This is a genomic window from Agaribacterium sp. ZY112, assembly GCF_041346925.1.
GTDB lineage: Bacteria > Pseudomonadota > Gammaproteobacteria > Pseudomonadales > Cellvibrionaceae > Agaribacterium.
The window spans coordinates 1,101,752-1,118,321 of the sequence record NZ_CP166840.1; the positions used below are offsets into that span (position 1 = coordinate 1,101,752).

Here is a 16,570-nt window from a genome sequence, read left to right on the forward strand (position 1 = left end):
CAGAGGGAGTATTGGCGCGCGTAGTGACACGCGCCGAAAGGGAAAGGGCTTAGGCGCCTTGCTCGATTTGATCTTGGTGAGCGTAGTGTAAGACTTCGATCATTCGGTCTTCACTTTCAAATCGAGTGGCTAGTACTTCGCCAAGTTGGCTAAGGTCATTTTCAATGGCATCAAGGTCATCGGTCTCTTGATATTTATCGTTAAAGTCGAGAATGAACTCGGTGGTTTTATCGACCTTTTTATATAAGCCCCCAGCTTCTTTTAGGCCTTCTGTATCGTTTAGCTCTTGTCCTTCTTTGACAAGTTGGTCGTAAATTTCGAAGTGGCCTGCACTAACGTAGTCAACGAGGATCTGGCATAGGGCTACAAGCTTGGTGCCGCATATGGTGTTGTCGATTTTCTCAACTTCTTCACTTAAGTTGCAGTAATCGATTAATAGCTGCTGTCTCTCTTCTAGCCAGCGGTCAATGATGTCGCTTACGCCGCCCCAGCGCTCTTGCGCATTTTTGCAATTCTCTAACATGTAATACCCACTATCTAATTGTTATTGTATTTTAGCGCTGCAATCGCCGTGCGTTAAAGCTTATTTTACATCGGCGGGTGTTCGCACTGTCCTTATTAATAAAAATAGTAGAAAAATCACCAAACCGACAAAGGCAACTAAGGTCCATCCTGGAATACTTAAACCTAAAAAGCTGAAATTGATGTCTGCACAATTACCGTCGCCTGTGAAGAGTAGGCTCAGAGCGTCAAATATAGGTCGTGTTTCAAACATATAACCTAAGCCAGGACCACAGTCGGGCACTTGGTCGGCTGGCAGGTTTTGGATCCAAACATGGCGAGCTGAAACGCAGCCGCCAATAAATGCAATAAGTGTCCCGAGGCCTTGAAAGCCAATTTCAATTTTGCGCCAGCGTTGGCTAATTAGAGCCAGTACGGCGGTAATACCAACGGCAATAATAAATATGCGTTGGCTAATGCAGAGTGGGCAGGGTTCCATGCCTAAGCCGTATTGAGCAAATAGGGCAATAATGATTGAACAAATACTAAAGGCGATAATAAGTAGGTAGCCGACTTTGTTCGATGGAAGCGGAAGTGAGTTCAACATATTGTCATCCTAAAAGCTGCGTAAGCGCCCCACGATAGGGCAAAGCTATAGCGAACTCAAGCCTATCTTTTTAGGTCTATGGCGCAGTACCCATTGTGACGTATGGCTTGGTCTAGTCTATGCTTTGACGATATAAGGGGGAGATGAAATGACTTTGATAAACAGCAAAAACACGGCAATCTTTGCTCTGTTGTTGGCAATGTTTGTATCTGCTTTTGTAGTAGCTGAAGATGAAGAGGCGCAAGAGCAGGGAGATGAAACTGTTGAGGGCGAAGAGCAGGCAGCCTCACCAGCAATTTATATCCCCTTAAAACCTGAGTTTGTTGTTAACTATGGCGGTAAAGGTCGGCTTAAATATTTAAAAACTGGGGTAACTATTCGTTTAGCAAATTCAGATGCGGCTAATTCCGTGCGGCATCATCTACCTTTTATTCGCAATAACCTTGTGATGATTTTTGCGGCTCAAACGGACGAGACATTAGAAAGCCAAGATGGGCGTGAAGCGATGCGTGATACTGCTTTGGCTAATATTCGCAGCTTGCTTGAGGCCGAGGATGGGCTCGACCCTGAGCAAGTGGTTGATGTTTTATTTAATCGTCTTACTTGGCACTAGGTGCTTTGTTTGATTAGGACAAAAGCTTCTCGTACTGTTTGTAGTAATCAGCAAGAAAGGCACTGAACTCCCCTTTGCTTTTTCGTTCCAGTTTGGCCTGTGCTGCATGGCTGTCATTTGCCATGGTGTTAAAGCGTGCCGCTTGGCCTTCGCATAAGGCTCGAGATTCGAGCTCAGCTAAATTGTGTCGGCTTTGCTCTAAGCCCAATTCGATAAAGCTTAAACCGCCTTGTAGCTTGGAGAGAAGTTTGGCAGAAGGGCTTAAAGAGAGGTCTTCAATAACCGCTCGTTGAGATTTTAAAGCGCTTGCAAAATCGTGGCTCTCATTTGCTTGGTCAAGTAGCTCTGCTGCAGGCTGCATAGCTTGAATTAAGGCTAGGGCCCACTCTTTAGCGTCTATATTACCTGCTTCTGGGTGCTTAAGTTTGAGTCCTGGTTTGCGACCTTCATTCACGATCTTGCTGTGATTTTCTGAGATTAGGCGTGTTTCTTCTAGGCTTGACTCGGGGCTGTCAGCAAGTGCACACCAAAGCAAAAAGGTATCGATAAAAGCACTTTGTTCAGGGGTGATGCCTAAGGGCTCAAAAGGGTCTACGTCTAGGCAGCGAACTTCTATATATTCAACCCCGCGACGGTGTAGAGCAGTCAGGGCGGTCTCCCCTGGTTTGGCGCTTCGCTTGGGGCGAATAGAGCTGTAAAACTCGTTTTCGATTTGCAGCAAGCCTTGGCTCAGTTGTTGGTATTCGCCGCTGCTTTCTTGTATCGGTAGATCTTTATAAGCCGAATGCGGTTTAAGAATTGCCTGAGTGAGAGTCTCGATATAGGTGTTCTTTTTGTTGTAGCAAACGAATAATTCGTCTTGAGCGCTACTTTGATAGCCAAGATCACCCATGCGCAGAGAGGTTGCCCAAGGGCGATAGAGACTTTGGCCGTCGTTCAGAGCATCAAGTGTGTGCTGCCGGCCGGCAGCAAAGCTGTTGTCCATAGCTGGTGAGGCGCCAAATAAAAGCACTAATAACCAGTAGTGGCGACGAAAGTTGCGTATCAAAGAGAAGTAGCGCTGGTCGCGGTAGCGATCTAAGCGCAGAGAACTGTTTTCTTTGTTGTGAAAGTGGGCCCAAAAGGCAGGCGGCAATGAAAAATTGTAATGCAGTCCCGCCACTGTTTGCATGCTTCGACCGTAGCGCTGGCCAAGACCAAGGCGGTAGATGGTTTTCATCATGCCGTTGTGGCTGTCACCGTAGTGGGCTACGGGAATATCACTTTCATTGGGGAGCGCGCAGGGCATGCTCATAGCCCAAAGTAGTTCGTTACTAAACTGCTGCAGAGTAAAGCATTGGATGTGACCTAATTTCTCGAATAGCTCATCGCGTCTATGGCTTGGGGGAGTAATAAATTCGAGTAATGACTCGCTGAAGTCGGTCGTGATTAGTGGGTGGCATAAGGCTGAGCCTAGCTCCTTGGGGTGGGGGCTTAGGCTTAAGCTCCCGTCAGGTTTTACACGCAGCGCTTCGCGTTCAACGCCCCGTAAAATACCATTAAGTAAGGCGTGATTACTGCGTTCAGCAAGTTCAGTGGGGAAGTTTTGAATATCAAACATTTATAGCTCCTGTTTTTCTAGCTGAAAATCAGGAATGCTTGTTTGTTCCGGTTTAGCTTCAGGCTGGGGCTCGGATTTATTTTCGTTTTGGTATGAACTTTCTGGTTCACTCTCAATCTCAGAAGCTTTGGGCAAAAAGCTTTCGCCATCTATCTCTAGGCGACCATTACTGCCTTGGCTTGCTGCAACTACACGGATGCGTAAATCGGGGTTCTTAACGGTTAGCTCAACTTTTTCGTTGATAGCTTCGTCTTTATGGCTGCTGCGATAGAGTGTTTTTGAATCACCGCCGGCAATCCATTCATGGCTTTTATTAAGGTATTGCTGATGCTGATTGCGAAGGATGTAAACGGCATTATCCATCTAGGCGCTGTCCTCTGAGGGCTAAAATGAGGTGATTGTGCTGTTGTGTCTTGAGCGGCAAGCTTACCCTCCCCGATAGGGATGGCAAGACTTGTTCGCTTCTATTGTTGTTAGTAAGCCTAATTTCAAGTCTGAAATGTCGATTAATCTGCACTTAAGCACGTTATCAGGCATAGGCAGGCCTTAGTACAGAGGTTACACTAGTCGGCTCAATAATAAGGGTCGCTTGTCCGAATTAGACTAGTAGGTCTGGCGAGCAAGATTCATGATAGGAATTGGTAGATGACTGCACAGGCAGTTTTAACAAGCGTTGAGCAACAGGTTCAACAGCTGCTAATACGCTTAAAGGCCTTGCCGGTCGCATATTGGCGCGTGTTGGTGATTGTCTTGACTCTTTTATGGCTTTGTCACAGCGCAGCTCGGTTATTTTGGTTGATCTTTCCCGCGCCTGATTTGATGGCGCCCCCCTCAATAGCAGTGGCTCCCACTTCGGATGGTGCAGCACCAACAGGTCAGCGTGTTGATCTTAGTGCTCTGCAGGAGCAAGAGCTCTTTGGTGAGGCTGAAGAGCTTGCAAGTACTGCAGGGGCGCAGAGTAATACTGTCATTGAACCAGTTATTGGCGATAATGTTGGCAAAACGAAGCTTAATTTGAAGCTGGTTGGTGTTATTGCTAGTTCTGACCCTAAGCTATCCTCGGCTATTATTGCTAATGGTTCGAAGCAGGACATTTATCAGCCCGGCGAGAAGATCCCCGTTGGTAACAATGTTAGTTTGGCAAAAGTGCAGCATGATCGTGTTATCTTAGATAACAATGGCAACTATGAAGCGTTGTGGCTTTACTCCGACGAAGATTTAGCCTTGAAGGCTCATTACACCCCGTCACAAGAGAATAAAGCACCAGCTATCGACCCCAATACATCAATGCGCTCGGCGCCTCCGCCAGATTACTCAAGTAAAATTAAGCCGTCTCAGGTACCAGAAAAGATTAGTGATGTGGTGCGCTTTAGTGTGCATCGTGAAGAAGGAAAGATGGCTGGTTTTCGGATCCGCCCGGGTAAAGATAGACAACTTTTTGAGCAGCTTGGCTTACAAGCCAATGACGTGGTGACATCAGTAAATGGTATCCCCATCGATAATGCTCAGGCGATTCGCGATAATTACCAGCAGCTAAAAAGCGCAACAAGCGCCGATTTGGAAATTAAGCGCGGTGAAGAGATTCTGTACGTTAACGTCAGCCTAGATACAACAAGCGAGTAAGTAGTGTTCTTAACAAAAATAAAACCTTTCGTTCTTACGCTGGCACTGCTGCCTCTCGCTGCCGCACCAATAGCAAATGAGCAGCAGCACGAGCCGACTTACACTATTGGTTCAAATGAACTGGATGTTGTTAAATTTATCCAGACGGTTGCTGCGGCAACAGGGAAGACCATTGTTCTTGATCCTGCCGTTAAAGGTAAGGTTCGCATCATGACCAACGATAATCCAATGACCAAGGATGAGCTCTATGAGCTTTTCCGCTCGGCGTTGGAATTGTCAAACTTTGCGATTGTTGAAGTGGGTGATGTCACTAAGGTTATCCCCATTAAAGAAGCTCGTACTTCTCCTGTTGGGGATGCAGAGCCAAGCAGTGGCTTGCATGAAATTGTTACCGATGTGATTCCTGCAAAAAATATCAGTGCCGCCAAGTTACTTGCGGCCTTGCGACCTATGGTGAGTACAAACGGTAATTTGACCCATCATGATGGGTCAAACAGCATTATTATTACCGACACCAAAGCAAACATCGATCGTGTTCGCCGTGTCATCGATAAGATTGATACGGCAGCTTTGCCTACAACAGAAGTCATTCGCCTGAAGTACAGTGAGGCTGATGCCATGGTGCAGACGCTGACCAAGCTTGAGGGCACCGATAAGCAAGCATCTGGCTTGAGCAATAAAATGACGATGGTGGCTGATAAACGCAATAACGCCATTATTGTTGCTGGTGAAGATGTTCAGCGTGCACGTATTAAAGAATTGATTCGTCGTTTAGATAGACCCGCTGCACAAACCGGTAATGTCCGGGTTATTTATCTGGAGTATGCAGAAGCTAAAACGGTTGCAGAAACCTTAACTAAGGTCGCTCAGAACATTGCCAAGCTAACTCCTGGTGGCGGTGAAGGTAAGTCGGGTTCTGCCGTTGCAACGGTAGAGGCGGATGAAGATACCAACGCACTTTTGATTACAGCAGAAGGCGATACCCTTAATAGCTTATTGGCTGTTGTAGAGCGTTTGGATATTCGCCGTGCTCAAGTCTTGGTTGAAGCGATTATTGTACAGTTGAACATCACCGATGACCGTGAGCTTGGAATGGAATGGCTATTTAGTGACCCTTCAAGTGGTATCGTTGGAGCCGGGCCTCAAGGTGGTGGCGTTGGTAGTGGATTAGCTCAAGGGATTATTACAGGCACAACTGAATCTATTGGTCAGGGCATCGCATCTGTGGGGGCTGGCTCTGCATTGGGTTTGGCAGGTACGACTGGCAGCGGTAATTTCTTAGCTTTACTCAAAGCATTAGACAGCTCGTCTAATGCCAACATCCTCTCTACGCCAACCCTGTTAACGATGGATAACAGTGAAGCTGAAATCAGTATTGGTGAAGAGGTGCCTTTTGCTACGGGTTCTTATACCAGCAGTACCGGTAATGTGGGTAACCCGTTTACAACCTTTCAGCGTGAAAACGTAGGTATCATGCTTAAAATCACCCCACAAATTAATGAGGGTGACAAGGTTCTTTTAGATATCGAACAAGAAGTGTCGGATGTTGATGATGCCCCTGCTGCAAACGGCGGTATTATCACTAAGCAAAGTAAAATTAATACTCAGATCATGGCTCAAGACGGTGAAATCATTGTCTTAGGTGGTTTGATGCAAGAAGAAGCGGATGAGAATCAGACTCAGGTGCCTATTTTGGGCTCAATTCCGATCTTGGGTAACTTATTTAAGTATCAAGAAACCAAAATTGCCAAGAAAAACTTGATGGTTTTTATTCGTGCCGAGATTGTGCGTGAAGATGAAGTGTTGGATCTTTATACCGCTGAAAAGTATGAAAAGATTCGAGAGTTACAGTTAGAGCAGCGTCAGCAAGGCCTGGCTCTTATGTCGGATGAGCATATTCCGGTATTGCCTCCTGCTACCTCTAAAGAGCTGAACCCAGAAAGTGATGCTCAAGCGCTTGAAGAGCTAAAAAAAGCAGAAGAGCAAAATAAAGAGCAGGGTGAGCAGAAGTGAGTGAGGAAGAAGCGCTAAGCCATACTAGGCTACCGTTTTCATTTGCTTCAACTCATGGCGTGATGGTTGAAGAGGGGCGGGTATTACACAAAGCCGATGTGAGTGCTCAAACCTTAATTGAGTTAAGGCGCTCTATTGGCCGCAGTTTTGAAATGGAAGTTCTACAAGATGATGTGTTTCAAAGCCGCCTGACCAAACTCTATCAAAGCAGCGATGGTGAAGCTCAACAAGCCGTTGATGACATGGGTGATGAGCTGGATCTCACTCAGTTGGCTGACGATCTTGATGATGGAGAGTTGTTAAGTGGCGACGATGACGCACCTGTTATTCGTCTTATCAATGCCATTATCAGTCAGGCTATTCAAGAAAAAGCCTCAGATATTCACGTTGAATCTTTTGAAGATCGTGTCTCGGTGCGTTTTCGTACCGATGGTGTATTGGCTGAAGTCTTGAGCCCAAAACCGCAACTTGCGCCTTTATTGGTGAGTCGTTTGAAGGTAATGGCTCGTTTGGATATTGCTGAAAAACGCGTGCCGCAAGATGGACGTATTTCAGTAAAGATTGCCGGTCATGCGGTTGATATTCGTGTTTCTACAATTCCGTCTGCTCATGGCGAACGAGTGGTATTGCGAGTTCTCGATCAAGCTTCTGGCCAGCTAGGTTTGGCTCAGTTGAGTATGCCGTCAGAGGTTCAGAAGAATTTCGAATCTGCTCTCATTAAGCCGCACGGCATTATCTTGGTAACAGGCCCAACAGGTTCAGGTAAAACCACCTCACTTTATGCTGGTTTGAGCCATCTAAATACGCCTGAGCGAAATATTCTTACCGTCGAAGACCCGATTGAGTACCTATTGCCGGGTATTGGTCAGACTCAGGTAAATACCAAGGTGGATATGACCTTTGCACGCGGCTTACGTGCAATTTTACGTCAGGATCCCGATGTTGTGATGATCGGTGAGATCCGTGATACAGAGACGGCTTCTATTGCCGTACAGGCTTCATTAACGGGCCACTTGGTATTGTCCACCTTGCATACCAATACTGCTATTGGCGCTGTAACGCGCTTGCAGGACATGGGGGTGGAACCTTTCCTTCTTAGCTCCAGTCTTGAAGCACTGATGGCGCAGCGCTTGGTGCGCTTGTTGTGTAATAACTGCAAAAAAGAGCATGATTCTACTGAGAGCGAGCAAGTACGTCTAAATATTCCACCTGGATCTAAGGTTTTCCATGCCGAGGGCTGCGATAAATGTCATCACAGTGGTTATCGTGGGCGTACGGGTATTTATGAATTGATTCCAGTCGATGACTCCTTGCGCTTGCTTATTCATGAAGGTGCGGGCGAGCAAGAAATGGTGGCGTACTCACGCAAACATAGCCGCAGTATTTTTGATGACGGTCGAGATAAGGTTTTGCAAGGCATTACCAGCGTTGAAGAAGTATTGCGCGTAACTGCGATGTCTTAGGGGATAAACCGTGCCTGCCTATAGTTATCAAGCCCTTGATGCCAAGGGTAAAAAAGTTAAAGGTGTTATCGAAGGCGACAGCGAGCGACAGGTTCGCGGTTTGTTGCGTGGTCGAGATTTAAAACCGCTCGACGTTAAAACAGTTAAAGCAAAAGCGGCTGCCCAAGGCTCTTCCCAGGGGCCTTTTACTTTGGGCGGCCCGCGTATGAATACCCGTGAGCTATCCCTATTTACACGTCAGTTGGCTTCACTGGTCTTAAGTGGCTTGCCTTTAGATGAGGTGCTTGCGGCTGCAGCCAAGCAAACTCGTAAGCCGGTAGTTAAAAGTATCATCTTGCAGGTTCGCTCTCGAGTCGTTGAAGGCTTGAGTTTGGCTCAAGCGATGGCCGAGCTACCTAAGGTGTTTGACAACTTATACCGAGCGATGATTAAGGCAGGTGAGAGCTCTGGTTATTTAGGCCCTGTACTTGAGCAGTTGGCAGAATATACCGAGCGCAGTCAGGAGACCTCACACAAAATTAAATCAGCCATGATTTACCCGATAGTTATGGTGTGTGTGTCTGTGATTATCGTGTCAATTTTGATGGTAAAAGTGGTGCCTCAATTAGTTGGTATGTTTGAGAGTAACAGCCGTGAATTACCTGGTATTACTGCGTTTTTAATTGGTTTAAGTGACTTTTTGGTTGCTTATGGTGTTTTTGTATTGATGGCCTTTACCGCGTTAATTGCGGTATTGCAGTGGTTGCTTAAGGACCCTAAGCGCAAGCGTGTATGGCACAAGATGCAACTCAAACTTCCTCTATTTGGTGGTTTCATTCTTCAGTCTGAAACGGCACGTTATTCAAGTACTCTAGGTTTGTTGGCACAAAGTGGTGTGCCCTTATTGGAGGCCTTAAAAATTGCATCACAAGTTCTTAATAACCTGACACTTAAAGAAGCCAGTGTGCAGGTAGCGGTGATGGTGCAAGAGGGTGCAAGTTTAAGTAAGGCTTTGGATCAAGTTGACGTTTTCCCTCCATTATTAGTGCAAATGGCCGCTTCTGGTGAGGCTAACGGTAAATTATCAGAGCAATTACTGTATGCGGCACGGAACCAAGAGCGTGAACTTGAGTTCTCAGTAAATGCGGCGATGAGTTTGATGGAGCCGGCAATGATCTTATTTATGGCGGGAATGGTTGGTTTTATTGTTATGGCCATCTTGCTTCCAATTTTCGAAATGAACGATTTGGCTGGTATTTAGCCTAAATAATAAAGGAAACATGTATGCAATCTAAGCACAAGGGCTTCAGCCTTATCGAAATCATGGTGGTGTTGGTTATTATTGGAATGCTCGCAACTATGGTAGGCCCCAAAGTATTTGGTGTTCTCAGTAAAGGTTATGAAGCGCGAATTACCAGTGATTTTGCGACGATGAAGACCGCACTAACCGCTTATAAAATTGAAAACTTTGTTTTTCCAAGTACTGAACAAGGTTTGGAAGCATTGGTCAGTGAGCCTCAAATTGAGCCTCGCCCTAAAAGCTGGTCGGGCTATTTAGACAAGCTGCCTGTTGATCCGTGGAAAACACCTTATCAGTATGTGAGCCCAGGTGACGGTGTTCCTTTTGATATCTATACCCTAGGTGCAGATGGTGTGCGTGGCGGTGAAGATGAAAATGCTGATATCAGTATTTGGGACGAGGCGCTTTAAGCCTCCCTACTCTTATGCGTGAACCACGTTGCCAAAGCAGTTCAGGTTTTACCCTGTTAGAAATCATGGCCGTGGTGCTCATACTAGGCCTGATGGCCACTGGGGCTGTGGTCATTTTTTCGAGTGGGGGCCCAAAAAAAGATTTCTATGGTGAAATAGAGAAATTCACCGCCATCTCTCATCAAGTGAGCGACTTTGCCATTGTTACGGGTGAGCCCATGGGCTTGGTGCTTACGCCCCCATTGTGGTCATCTCAGAGCATGGAAGATCCAAAGTGGTCTTACACCTGGAAGCGTTTTGTTGAGGCGCCCGTAAGTGGTGGTGCTAGCCAGCCAAACTGGGAAGACCTAGAAGGCTTTGAGCCTGTGGTTATGCACAAAGACATAGAGCTGCAAGTCTATCTCGATGCGGACCTATGGGAGTGGCAAGATACCCCGCCAAGTGATCTCCCTATTTTTATTATCTCTCCGAGTGGCGAAGCCGAGCCTTTTGAGTTCGAAATAGAGTTTGCCCATCGCCAAGATTTATTTGAAGCTCAGCACATAGAATTTCATAAAAGTGGTCGCCTGCAATGGCGTGAGGCTTGGGAAGATAAGCAAGCTTTAAAGGAGCAGTTTGAATGATGCTTCGCTCTGTCATTGCTTCAGGTAAGAGGGGCTTTGCTCTAATAGAAATCATGGTCGCGATCACCATTGTTGGTTTGGCTTTGCCCGCTCTTTTGGTGCGCGTAGCTGGCATTGGTGAAAATGTGATTTTTATGGAAGAGCGCACAATGGCTTATTGGGTTGCTGAAAATAAAATGCAGGAGCTCATTATTGATCAGCAGTTAAGTGGTGGTGTCAGCTCATTAAGAAAAGATCAGGGCACGCTCGACTATGACAGTCGCAAGTGGTTCTGGGCCTATGAGCTTACAGAGCGTGATGTTGATAAAAGACTTATTCCGCCCAATGCCAAAATGTATAGCGCTGAAGTGACGGTGGGGCTTGAACAAGATAAACCTATGGCGACCTTAACGGGGTTTCTTACTGATGCCAATTAAACAGCGCGGAATGACTCTTATTGAGTTGTTGATTGCGGCAACCATGCTCGCTTCTATTTTGGTGGTGGTCGAGCGCTCCATCACGGCTGCCAATAGAACCGCGGAAATTAGCGCTAAGCGTGTACAAAATATGCGCGATATGGATAGGGCTTGGTTATTACTGGAAACGGATTTGCGTAATGCGATTGGCAAGGCGCATCAGGGCTCGTTTAGTGGGCTTATGCCTGCAATGCGTATAGACCCTAGTGAAGAACGTTTGTTGATGTTTTTACGTGGTGGCCAGCGTAATCCATTGTTTTTGCCCCGTACTGAGTTATTGCGAGTTGCTTATCGTGTAGAGGATGGCACATTGTGGCGTGACTCTTGGGTGAACCCTTATAGCGAAGACGAAGAGCAGGCTCGGCCTCAACAACTTTTGGAAGGCGTTGAAGAGTTTGAAGTTTTAGCTTTACCAAGGGCTCCGCAAGGGCGTTCGGTAGCGGGAGGGCCTTGGTTGGACAGCTGGCCTGAAGGTGATTCAGCCGCAGCTAGTTTACCTCTGGCTCTTGAAATCACTTTGCGTTTAGAGGGGGAGCGAGAGCTCAAGCGCTTAATTTCCCTTGTATCTGAGACCTAAGTAGCGACTATGAATACAAGTAGAAGCTTAAAGAATATGCAAGGTATGGCCGGCATGGGCATTCTTGCGGCACTGATGGTGGTTTCAGTAGTGACGGTGATTGCCGTTAAGCAAAGCTGGCAAAATGAGTTAGACATGCTGCGCAGTGGCCATCGTTGGGCGGGTATGCAAGCTGATGCTTATATTCGTGGTGCTGAACAGTTAGCGGTATTGGTGCTTGAAAAAGACAAGCAGACCAATAAATTCGATAGCATTCACGATCAAGAAAAAGAGTTCTGGAATACACCAATTGAATCCCCAACTGATGTCGGCGCATTAAGAATCGCAGTGACAGATTTACAGGGTCGTATAAATCTAAATGCGCTTGGCACACCCGATCAAAAAGACCCTGATGGCAAGCATTTGGGGAGCGCTTTGAAATACTCCGAGCAGCAGCGGCGTTTTATACGTTTCTTGCAAACTATTCCTCTCGATGACGATGGCACTGTTATGGATGTCAGCACTGCTGAAGGTATATTGGACGCAGTTAGAGATTGGGTCGATGCGGATAGCAATGTAAGTGGTTTTGCTGGTGCAGAGGCCGATTATTACTCAGGTTTAGAGGTGCCTATTAGTATTTCCAACGGCCCTATGACCTCAACCAGTGAGTTATTACACATTAAAGGCATGACGCCGCGCTTATTTATGGGCTTGAGGCCTTATGTCAATGTATTACCGGCGACAGCCGAGTTGAATATCAATACGATGGATCAGGTGTTAACGCGTGGTTTTGGTGGGCCTAATGATTTACAGCCTTTAGATGAAACCCTTGCAGGTGATTTTTACTCCGATATAGCATCTTCTGCCATAGAAAAAAGCGCAGATATTCAAACGATTCCATGGATTGAAGCCAATTATCCTCCAAGTCAAAACAGCCAAACTGGAATGGATTTAAGTGGCCTAACTGTCTCAAGTACGTGGTTTGAGGCAGATATAACCGTGAGTGTTGGTGATCATGTACGCTCAGGGCGAGCACTAATTGATAGAAATGGAAACAAAGTCCAAGTTGTGCGTAGATCTGACAGCCCTTTTTAGTCAGAACAGCGTAAACTAAGCAGCTCAGAATAGAACCAGCAAAACAAGAACAATAGATATTGTCATGCAGAATCAATTAATAGCACGAGAACTTGGAGAGGGTTTGTGGCAATGGCTACAGCCCAAGGTTGACTCAACCGATATCGAGCCAGAGTTGCTAAGCGGCGATAGTGAAGCCTTAGCCCTTAGCCTGCCCTCATCGACGACTCAAGTAAATCTCATCATGCGCGGTCAGCGTGTTGTGGCAACTCGGGTGCAGTTAGATGCCAAGCAGCGTCGCCATGCCGCTAAGCTTATTCCCTATGAGCTTGAAGAGGAGCTAAGCTCTTCGGTTGACGATCTGCATTTTTCTTTTTTGCCCGACAAAGATGACAACGTTGCCGTCTTATATGCTGATATTGAGAATTGCCAGCGTAGTTTTAAGGAGCTCGGTGAGCAGGGCTGTGATGTTCGCAGTGCTTTACCAGATTATTTATTACTCGAGCGCCCTGAGAGCGGCATTACCTTATTGCTGGATGAAAACGGCCTCTGTGCTCGTCTAAGTGAGCACTGGGGTTTTACCATTGAACAAGAGCTAGCCCCTTTAGTTTTATCTCGTTTAGCAGAACACAGTGCGTATTCTGAGCAAGCGCCCGAACAAATACGTTTGATTGCTAAAGATGAAGAGTCACTTGAGCAGTTGCGCTCGCATTTACCCGACACTTGGGGTGACATTGAGCAAGACGCTGTCATCGGTGATTATTGGTCTTGCTTAGATCTCTCGGGCACAAATTCAGCATTGAATTTACGTCGTGGTGCCCTTGCGCGAAGCTTGCCGTATCAGCGTTGGTGGAGTATCTGGAAAAAGCCAAGTATTGTTTTTGCGGCTGTCTTTGCTTTTACCTTATTAGTCAATTTTGTTGCTTATTTTTCGGCTTCGAGTGAGGCGGATGCACTGCGTGAGAAGATTAATGCGGTGTATTTAGACGCTGTTCCCAATGGTCGTCTTGGTGACGTTGAGCGTATGCTTGAAAGCAAACTTTCAAATGTTAAAAAAGTATCAACTGATCCCAGTAATTTTGTCTTTTTAATTGATAAAGTAAGTTCAGTGGTTTCCACAGATAAAGATGCCGAAATTTCAAGCTTAAGTTACAACGGTGATCAGCGTGTGTTGCAGTTGACCATCGATTTTGCCTCTTTAGATAAGTTAAGTGAATTTAGAACAAAGTTAACGGAGCGTGGTGTACATAGTGATTCACCACGCACAACATCTATTGGCAGCCGTTATCAGGCTCGTATGAAGTTGCGGGAGCTATAAAAATGGATGGATTGAAACAGTGGTGGCAAGAGGCTTCTACTCGTGATCAACTGGCTGTATTAGCACTGGCTTTTTGTGCGCTGCTTTACGCTTTATTTAACTATGTACTTGCGCCAGTGCAGGATATGGCTGATCACCAAGAGTTACGAGTTGAAGCTCAGCAAGCAGCTTTAGGTCGTGTTAGTGCACTTGCTGCACAGTGGAAAAGCCGTAAGACAAGCAGTGACTTTGCAAATGTCAGTGCTAATGTTGAGCGCAGTGTGCAAGCGAGTTTTGCAAAGCACGGTGTGCGCCCCTCGGGTTTTGATGCAAGTGGTCGTAGTGGTATTCGTGTGCGTTTTGACAGTGTTGAATACAATAAAATGCTGGCTTGGTTGTATGAGCTCGAAATTGATCAGGGCTTAAAAATGAAAGATATTAATATCGCTTCTAGCAGTGATGTTGGTCGTGTTTCCGCCAGTGTTTTGATTCAGAAAAATTAGTGCAGATTATTATTCAATGAAAACTAAAAAAATATTTAAGCTGCCTATAGCGTTATTTTTGTTTCTCTACTTTTTGTATTTACTGGTCTCCAGTGCGCCGGCTGCTTGGGCTGCTTGGGCTGCGCATAAAGCAGTGCCATCACTGTGGCTGAATAATGTTGAAGGTACCCTGTGGAGTGGTCGGGCAAAATTGGCTCAAATTGATATGGGAGCAGAGAGTTTGGCCTTGGGAGAGTTGCGTTGGGAGCTAAGCCCTTGGACTTTACTCATAGCAAAGCCATGTATGAAGTTTGAAACGCTCTTGCCAAATCAGCAAATTAGCGGCTCTTTTTGCCAGAGTGTTTTTGGTCAAAGCACTCTTTCTGATTTTAATGCTGATCTCCCTGTAGAAAATTTAAGTTCCATCTTGCCGGTACAGGCACTGGGCCCAATATCTTTGCAGGTGCTCGAGGCAAGTTTTGATGGTGACGCACGAATTGAATCCTTAGATGCGCGTTTAAGTTGGCAGCAGGCTAGAGTGCATAACGGCGATAAGTGGATGAGTCTTGGTAGTTTTGCGGCCAAGGCTAAGGCCGATGAGCAAGGTGGTGTGCAGGCCGACGTATTTGATTTGGATGGACCCTATAAAAGCGCACTTGTTGCTCGTTGGTCAGCAGGGCAGGCCTGGGTTGTTGATGGCACGATTACTCCGCAAGAGGGTGCCGATGAACTGGTTGTTCAGGGGCTGCAGTTACTTGGTGAGGATCTAGGTGACGGAAGCTACAGGGTTCAGTGGCCTTAAAATGCCTCGGCTTTATGGGCAGGCTTTATTCATAGCTGTCTTGGCTCTATGTCCTTTGTTGGTTCAGGCTGATTGGTATAGCGAGACTCAGGGCATTATGGGTACTGAGGTCTCGGTGACACTGTGGCACACCGATCAAGCTAAGGCTGAATCCGCAATAGCCGCTGTTATGGTTGAGATGCGTCGTATAGATGAGGCGCTCTCACCTTATAAAAGCAGCAGCGAGCTTTCTAAAATAAATCAACATGCCTCTAAATCAGCGCAAAAGCTCAGTCCTGAGCTGGCCTTGCTGTTGGATAAAAGCTTGTATTTTAGTCGAATCAGTAACGGAGCTTTTGATATTAGCTTCGCTTCCTTGGCGCAGTTCTACGATTATCGCGCCGGTATCAAGCCGAATAAAAAGCAGATTCAAGAATTTAAAAAGCTTATTAATTACAGTCTGTTAGATTTTAATAAACAGGCGCAAACCCTGTTCTACAAAAGCCCTAAGCTTAAGATCGACCTCGGTGGCATTGCTAAAGGTTATGCCGTTGACCGAGGAATTCAGGTTTTGAAAGAGGTTGGCATAAAGCATGCCTCTATAAGTGCCGGCGGTGATAGCTATCTTTTAGGTGATCGGCGTGGAAGGCCTTGGATTGTTGGTATTAAGCATCCTAGGCAAGCCGAAGGTAAGAATAAGGCCGTAATACGTCTCCCCCTAGAGGATACGGCAATATCTACCTCGGGTGATTATGAGCGCTACTTTATAGACGAGCAAAGTGGCGAACGTATTCATCATATTATTGATCCTAAAACAGGGCGTAGTGCCAGTGATGTCATCTCTGTGACTGTACTTGGGCCACAGGGCGTGGATGCTGACCCTTTATCTACAACCTTATTTATTCTGGGTGTTGAACAAGCCTTACAGCTTGTTAATCGTTTGCCAGGTTTTGATGCAGTCATCATCGATGCCGACGGTGTAGTTCATTACAGCGAGGATTTGGCCGCCGAATAAATGAATACTGTGGCATGGCTCACACGCTATTAGGCTACTAGGGTATAAACTAATAAGGACTTGCTCTGCGAGCAGTGCTAGCATATTTATATTACGGAGAGTGAGTTTGAGTCATAAACCTTGTCAAAATTTGTCTATTTTGGCCTTTATTGTCAGTTTTCTTTTGTCTGGTCTTGTC

General features: G+C 46.2%; 18 protein-coding genes. 14 read left to right on the forward strand and 4 right to left on the reverse strand.

What is annotated here, in order from left to right:
* Window positions 1–49 precede the first annotated feature (49 nt).
* Window positions 50–523, reverse strand: a complete 474-nt coding sequence (gene rsd, locus AB1S55_RS04875) for a sigma D regulator (RefSeq protein WP_370980666.1) — start codon at window positions 521–523, stop codon at window positions 50–52.
* 60 nt (window positions 524–583) lie between these two features.
* Complete coding sequence (locus tag AB1S55_RS04880) at window positions 584–1,108, reverse strand: disulfide bond formation protein B (RefSeq protein ID WP_370980667.1); 525 nt, start codon at window positions 1,106–1,108, stop codon at window positions 584–586.
* A gap of 148 nt (window positions 1,109–1,256) precedes the next feature.
* Here AB1S55_RS04880 and AB1S55_RS04885 point away from each other — a divergent pair, with 148 nt between their 5' ends.
* The gene (locus tag AB1S55_RS04885; protein ID WP_370980668.1) at window positions 1,257–1,721 is read left to right on the forward strand and encodes a flagellar basal body-associated FliL family protein; all 465 of its coding nucleotides are present in this window, start codon (window positions 1,257–1,259) and stop codon (window positions 1,719–1,721) included.
* Between the two features lie 13 nt (window positions 1,722–1,734).
* Here the strand turns inward: AB1S55_RS04885 and gshA are convergent, their stop codons facing one another.
* Window positions 1,735–3,321, reverse strand: a complete 1,587-nt coding sequence (gene gshA, locus AB1S55_RS04890) for a glutamate--cysteine ligase (protein WP_370980669.1) — start codon at window positions 3,319–3,321, stop codon at window positions 1,735–1,737.
* Window positions 3,322–3,684 carry a hypothetical protein gene (locus AB1S55_RS04895; protein ID WP_370980670.1) on the reverse strand — a complete coding sequence of 121 codons (363 nt, stop codon included), beginning with the start codon at window positions 3,682–3,684 and terminating at the stop codon, window positions 3,322–3,324.
* A 282-nt stretch (window positions 3,685–3,966) separates the two neighbouring features.
* On the opposite strand from AB1S55_RS04895, the gene gspC reads away from it, so the two are divergent.
* The 13 genes from gspC to AB1S55_RS04960 all read left to right on the forward strand — a co-directional run bounded on the left by gspC (window position 3,967) and on the right by AB1S55_RS04960 (window position 16,392).
* Window positions 3,967–4,944 carry a type II secretion system protein GspC gene (gene gspC, locus AB1S55_RS04900; protein WP_370980671.1) on the forward strand — a complete coding sequence of 326 codons (978 nt, stop codon included), beginning with the start codon at window positions 3,967–3,969 and terminating at the stop codon, window positions 4,942–4,944.
* Window positions 4,945–4,947: 3 nt separating this feature from the next.
* Window positions 4,948–6,957, forward strand: a complete 2,010-nt coding sequence (gene gspD, locus AB1S55_RS04905) for a type II secretion system secretin GspD (protein ID WP_370980672.1) — start codon at window positions 4,948–4,950, stop codon at window positions 6,955–6,957.
* Window positions 6,958–7,019: 62 nt separating this feature from the next.
* The gene (gene gspE, locus AB1S55_RS04910; protein ID WP_370981571.1) at window positions 7,020–8,420 is read left to right on the forward strand and encodes a type II secretion system ATPase GspE; all 1,401 of its coding nucleotides are present in this window, start codon (window positions 7,020–7,022) and stop codon (window positions 8,418–8,420) included.
* A gap of 10 nt (window positions 8,421–8,430) precedes the next feature.
* Window positions 8,431–9,660, forward strand: a complete 1,230-nt coding sequence (gene gspF, locus AB1S55_RS04915; protein WP_370980673.1) for a type II secretion system inner membrane protein GspF — start codon at window positions 8,431–8,433, stop codon at window positions 9,658–9,660.
* Window positions 9,661–9,683: 23 nt separating this feature from the next.
* Window positions 9,684–10,109 carry a type II secretion system major pseudopilin GspG gene (gene gspG / locus AB1S55_RS04920; RefSeq protein ID WP_370980674.1) on the forward strand — a complete coding sequence of 142 codons (426 nt, stop codon included), beginning with the start codon at window positions 9,684–9,686 and terminating at the stop codon, window positions 10,107–10,109.
* Window positions 10,110–10,123: 14 nt separating this feature from the next.
* Window positions 10,124–10,732 (forward strand): prepilin-type N-terminal cleavage/methylation domain-containing protein, encoded by a 609-nt coding sequence (locus AB1S55_RS04925; protein ID WP_370980675.1) that lies wholly within the window; start codon window positions 10,124–10,126, stop codon window positions 10,730–10,732.
* Window positions 10,729–11,148 carry a type II secretion system minor pseudopilin GspI gene (gene gspI, locus AB1S55_RS04930; protein WP_370980676.1) on the forward strand — a complete coding sequence of 140 codons (420 nt, stop codon included), beginning with the start codon at window positions 10,729–10,731 and terminating at the stop codon, window positions 11,146–11,148. Before AB1S55_RS04925 ends, gspI begins: the two co-directional genes overlap by 4 nt.
* Complete coding sequence (gene gspJ, locus AB1S55_RS04935; RefSeq protein WP_370980677.1) at window positions 11,138–11,764, forward strand: type II secretion system minor pseudopilin GspJ; 627 nt, start codon at window positions 11,138–11,140, stop codon at window positions 11,762–11,764. The genes gspI and gspJ overlap by 11 nt, the downstream gene beginning before the upstream one ends.
* A gap of 9 nt (window positions 11,765–11,773) precedes the next feature.
* Window positions 11,774–12,838, forward strand: coding sequence for a type II secretion system minor pseudopilin GspK (gene gspK, locus AB1S55_RS04940; RefSeq protein WP_370980678.1), 1,065 nt, complete (start codon window positions 11,774–11,776; stop codon window positions 12,836–12,838).
* A 64-nt stretch (window positions 12,839–12,902) separates the two neighbouring features.
* Window positions 12,903–14,135: a type II secretion system protein GspL gene (gene gspL, locus AB1S55_RS04945; protein WP_370980679.1), complete on the forward strand. Its 1,233-nt coding sequence runs from the start codon at window positions 12,903–12,905 to the stop codon at window positions 14,133–14,135.
* 2 nt (window positions 14,136–14,137) lie between these two features.
* On the forward strand, window positions 14,138–14,617 hold the full coding sequence (gene gspM, locus AB1S55_RS04950) for a type II secretion system protein GspM (RefSeq protein ID WP_370980680.1): 480 nt from the start codon (window positions 14,138–14,140) through the stop codon (window positions 14,615–14,617).
* A gap of 16 nt (window positions 14,618–14,633) precedes the next feature.
* Window positions 14,634–15,398 (forward strand): type II secretion system protein N, encoded by a 765-nt coding sequence (locus tag AB1S55_RS04955; RefSeq protein ID WP_370980681.1) that lies wholly within the window; start codon window positions 14,634–14,636, stop codon window positions 15,396–15,398.
* Window positions 15,367–16,392, forward strand: a complete 1,026-nt coding sequence (locus tag AB1S55_RS04960) for an FAD:protein FMN transferase (protein WP_370980682.1) — start codon at window positions 15,367–15,369, stop codon at window positions 16,390–16,392. The genes AB1S55_RS04955 and AB1S55_RS04960 overlap by 32 nt, the downstream gene beginning before the upstream one ends.
* Window positions 16,393–16,570: the final 178 nt, after the last annotated feature.

Excerpts from the sequence above, each read along its gene's own strand:
- gspG (WP_370980674.1), top strand. The coding sequence starts at position 9,684 with ATGCAATCTAAGCACAAGGGCTTCAGCCTTATCGAAATCATGGTGGTG.
- AB1S55_RS04925 (WP_370980675.1), top strand. The coding sequence starts at position 10,124 with ATGCGTGAACCACGTTGCCAAAGCAGTTCAGGTTTTACCCTGTTAGAA.
- gspM (WP_370980680.1), top strand. The coding sequence starts at position 14,138 with ATGGATGGATTGAAACAGTGGTGGCAAGAGGCTTCTACTCGTGATCAA.
- rsd (WP_370980666.1), bottom strand. The coding sequence starts at position 523 with ATGTTAGAGAATTGCAAAAATGCGCAAGAGCGCTGGGGCGGCGTAAGC.
- gshA (WP_370980669.1), bottom strand. The coding sequence starts at position 3,321 with ATGTTTGATATTCAAAACTTCCCCACTGAACTTGCTGAACGCAGTAAT.
- AB1S55_RS04885 (WP_370980668.1), top strand. The coding sequence starts at position 1,257 with ATGACTTTGATAAACAGCAAAAACACGGCAATCTTTGCTCTGTTGTTG.
- gspI (WP_370980676.1), top strand. The coding sequence starts at position 10,729 with ATGATGCTTCGCTCTGTCATTGCTTCAGGTAAGAGGGGCTTTGCTCTA.
- AB1S55_RS04955 (WP_370980681.1), top strand. The coding sequence starts at position 14,634 with ATGAAAACTAAAAAAATATTTAAGCTGCCTATAGCGTTATTTTTGTTT.
- AB1S55_RS04880 (WP_370980667.1), bottom strand. The coding sequence starts at position 1,108 with ATGTTGAACTCACTTCCGCTTCCATCGAACAAAGTCGGCTACCTACTT.
- gspK (WP_370980678.1), top strand. The coding sequence starts at position 11,774 with ATGAATACAAGTAGAAGCTTAAAGAATATGCAAGGTATGGCCGGCATG.
- gspC (WP_370980671.1), top strand. The coding sequence starts at position 3,967 with ATGACTGCACAGGCAGTTTTAACAAGCGTTGAGCAACAGGTTCAACAG.
- gspL (WP_370980679.1), top strand. The coding sequence starts at position 12,903 with ATGCAGAATCAATTAATAGCACGAGAACTTGGAGAGGGTTTGTGGCAA.
- AB1S55_RS04895 (WP_370980670.1), bottom strand. The coding sequence starts at position 3,684 with ATGGATAATGCCGTTTACATCCTTCGCAATCAGCATCAGCAATACCTT.
- gspJ (WP_370980677.1), top strand. The coding sequence starts at position 11,138 with ATGCCAATTAAACAGCGCGGAATGACTCTTATTGAGTTGTTGATTGCG.
- gspE (WP_370981571.1), top strand. The coding sequence starts at position 7,020 with ATGGTTGAAGAGGGGCGGGTATTACACAAAGCCGATGTGAGTGCTCAA.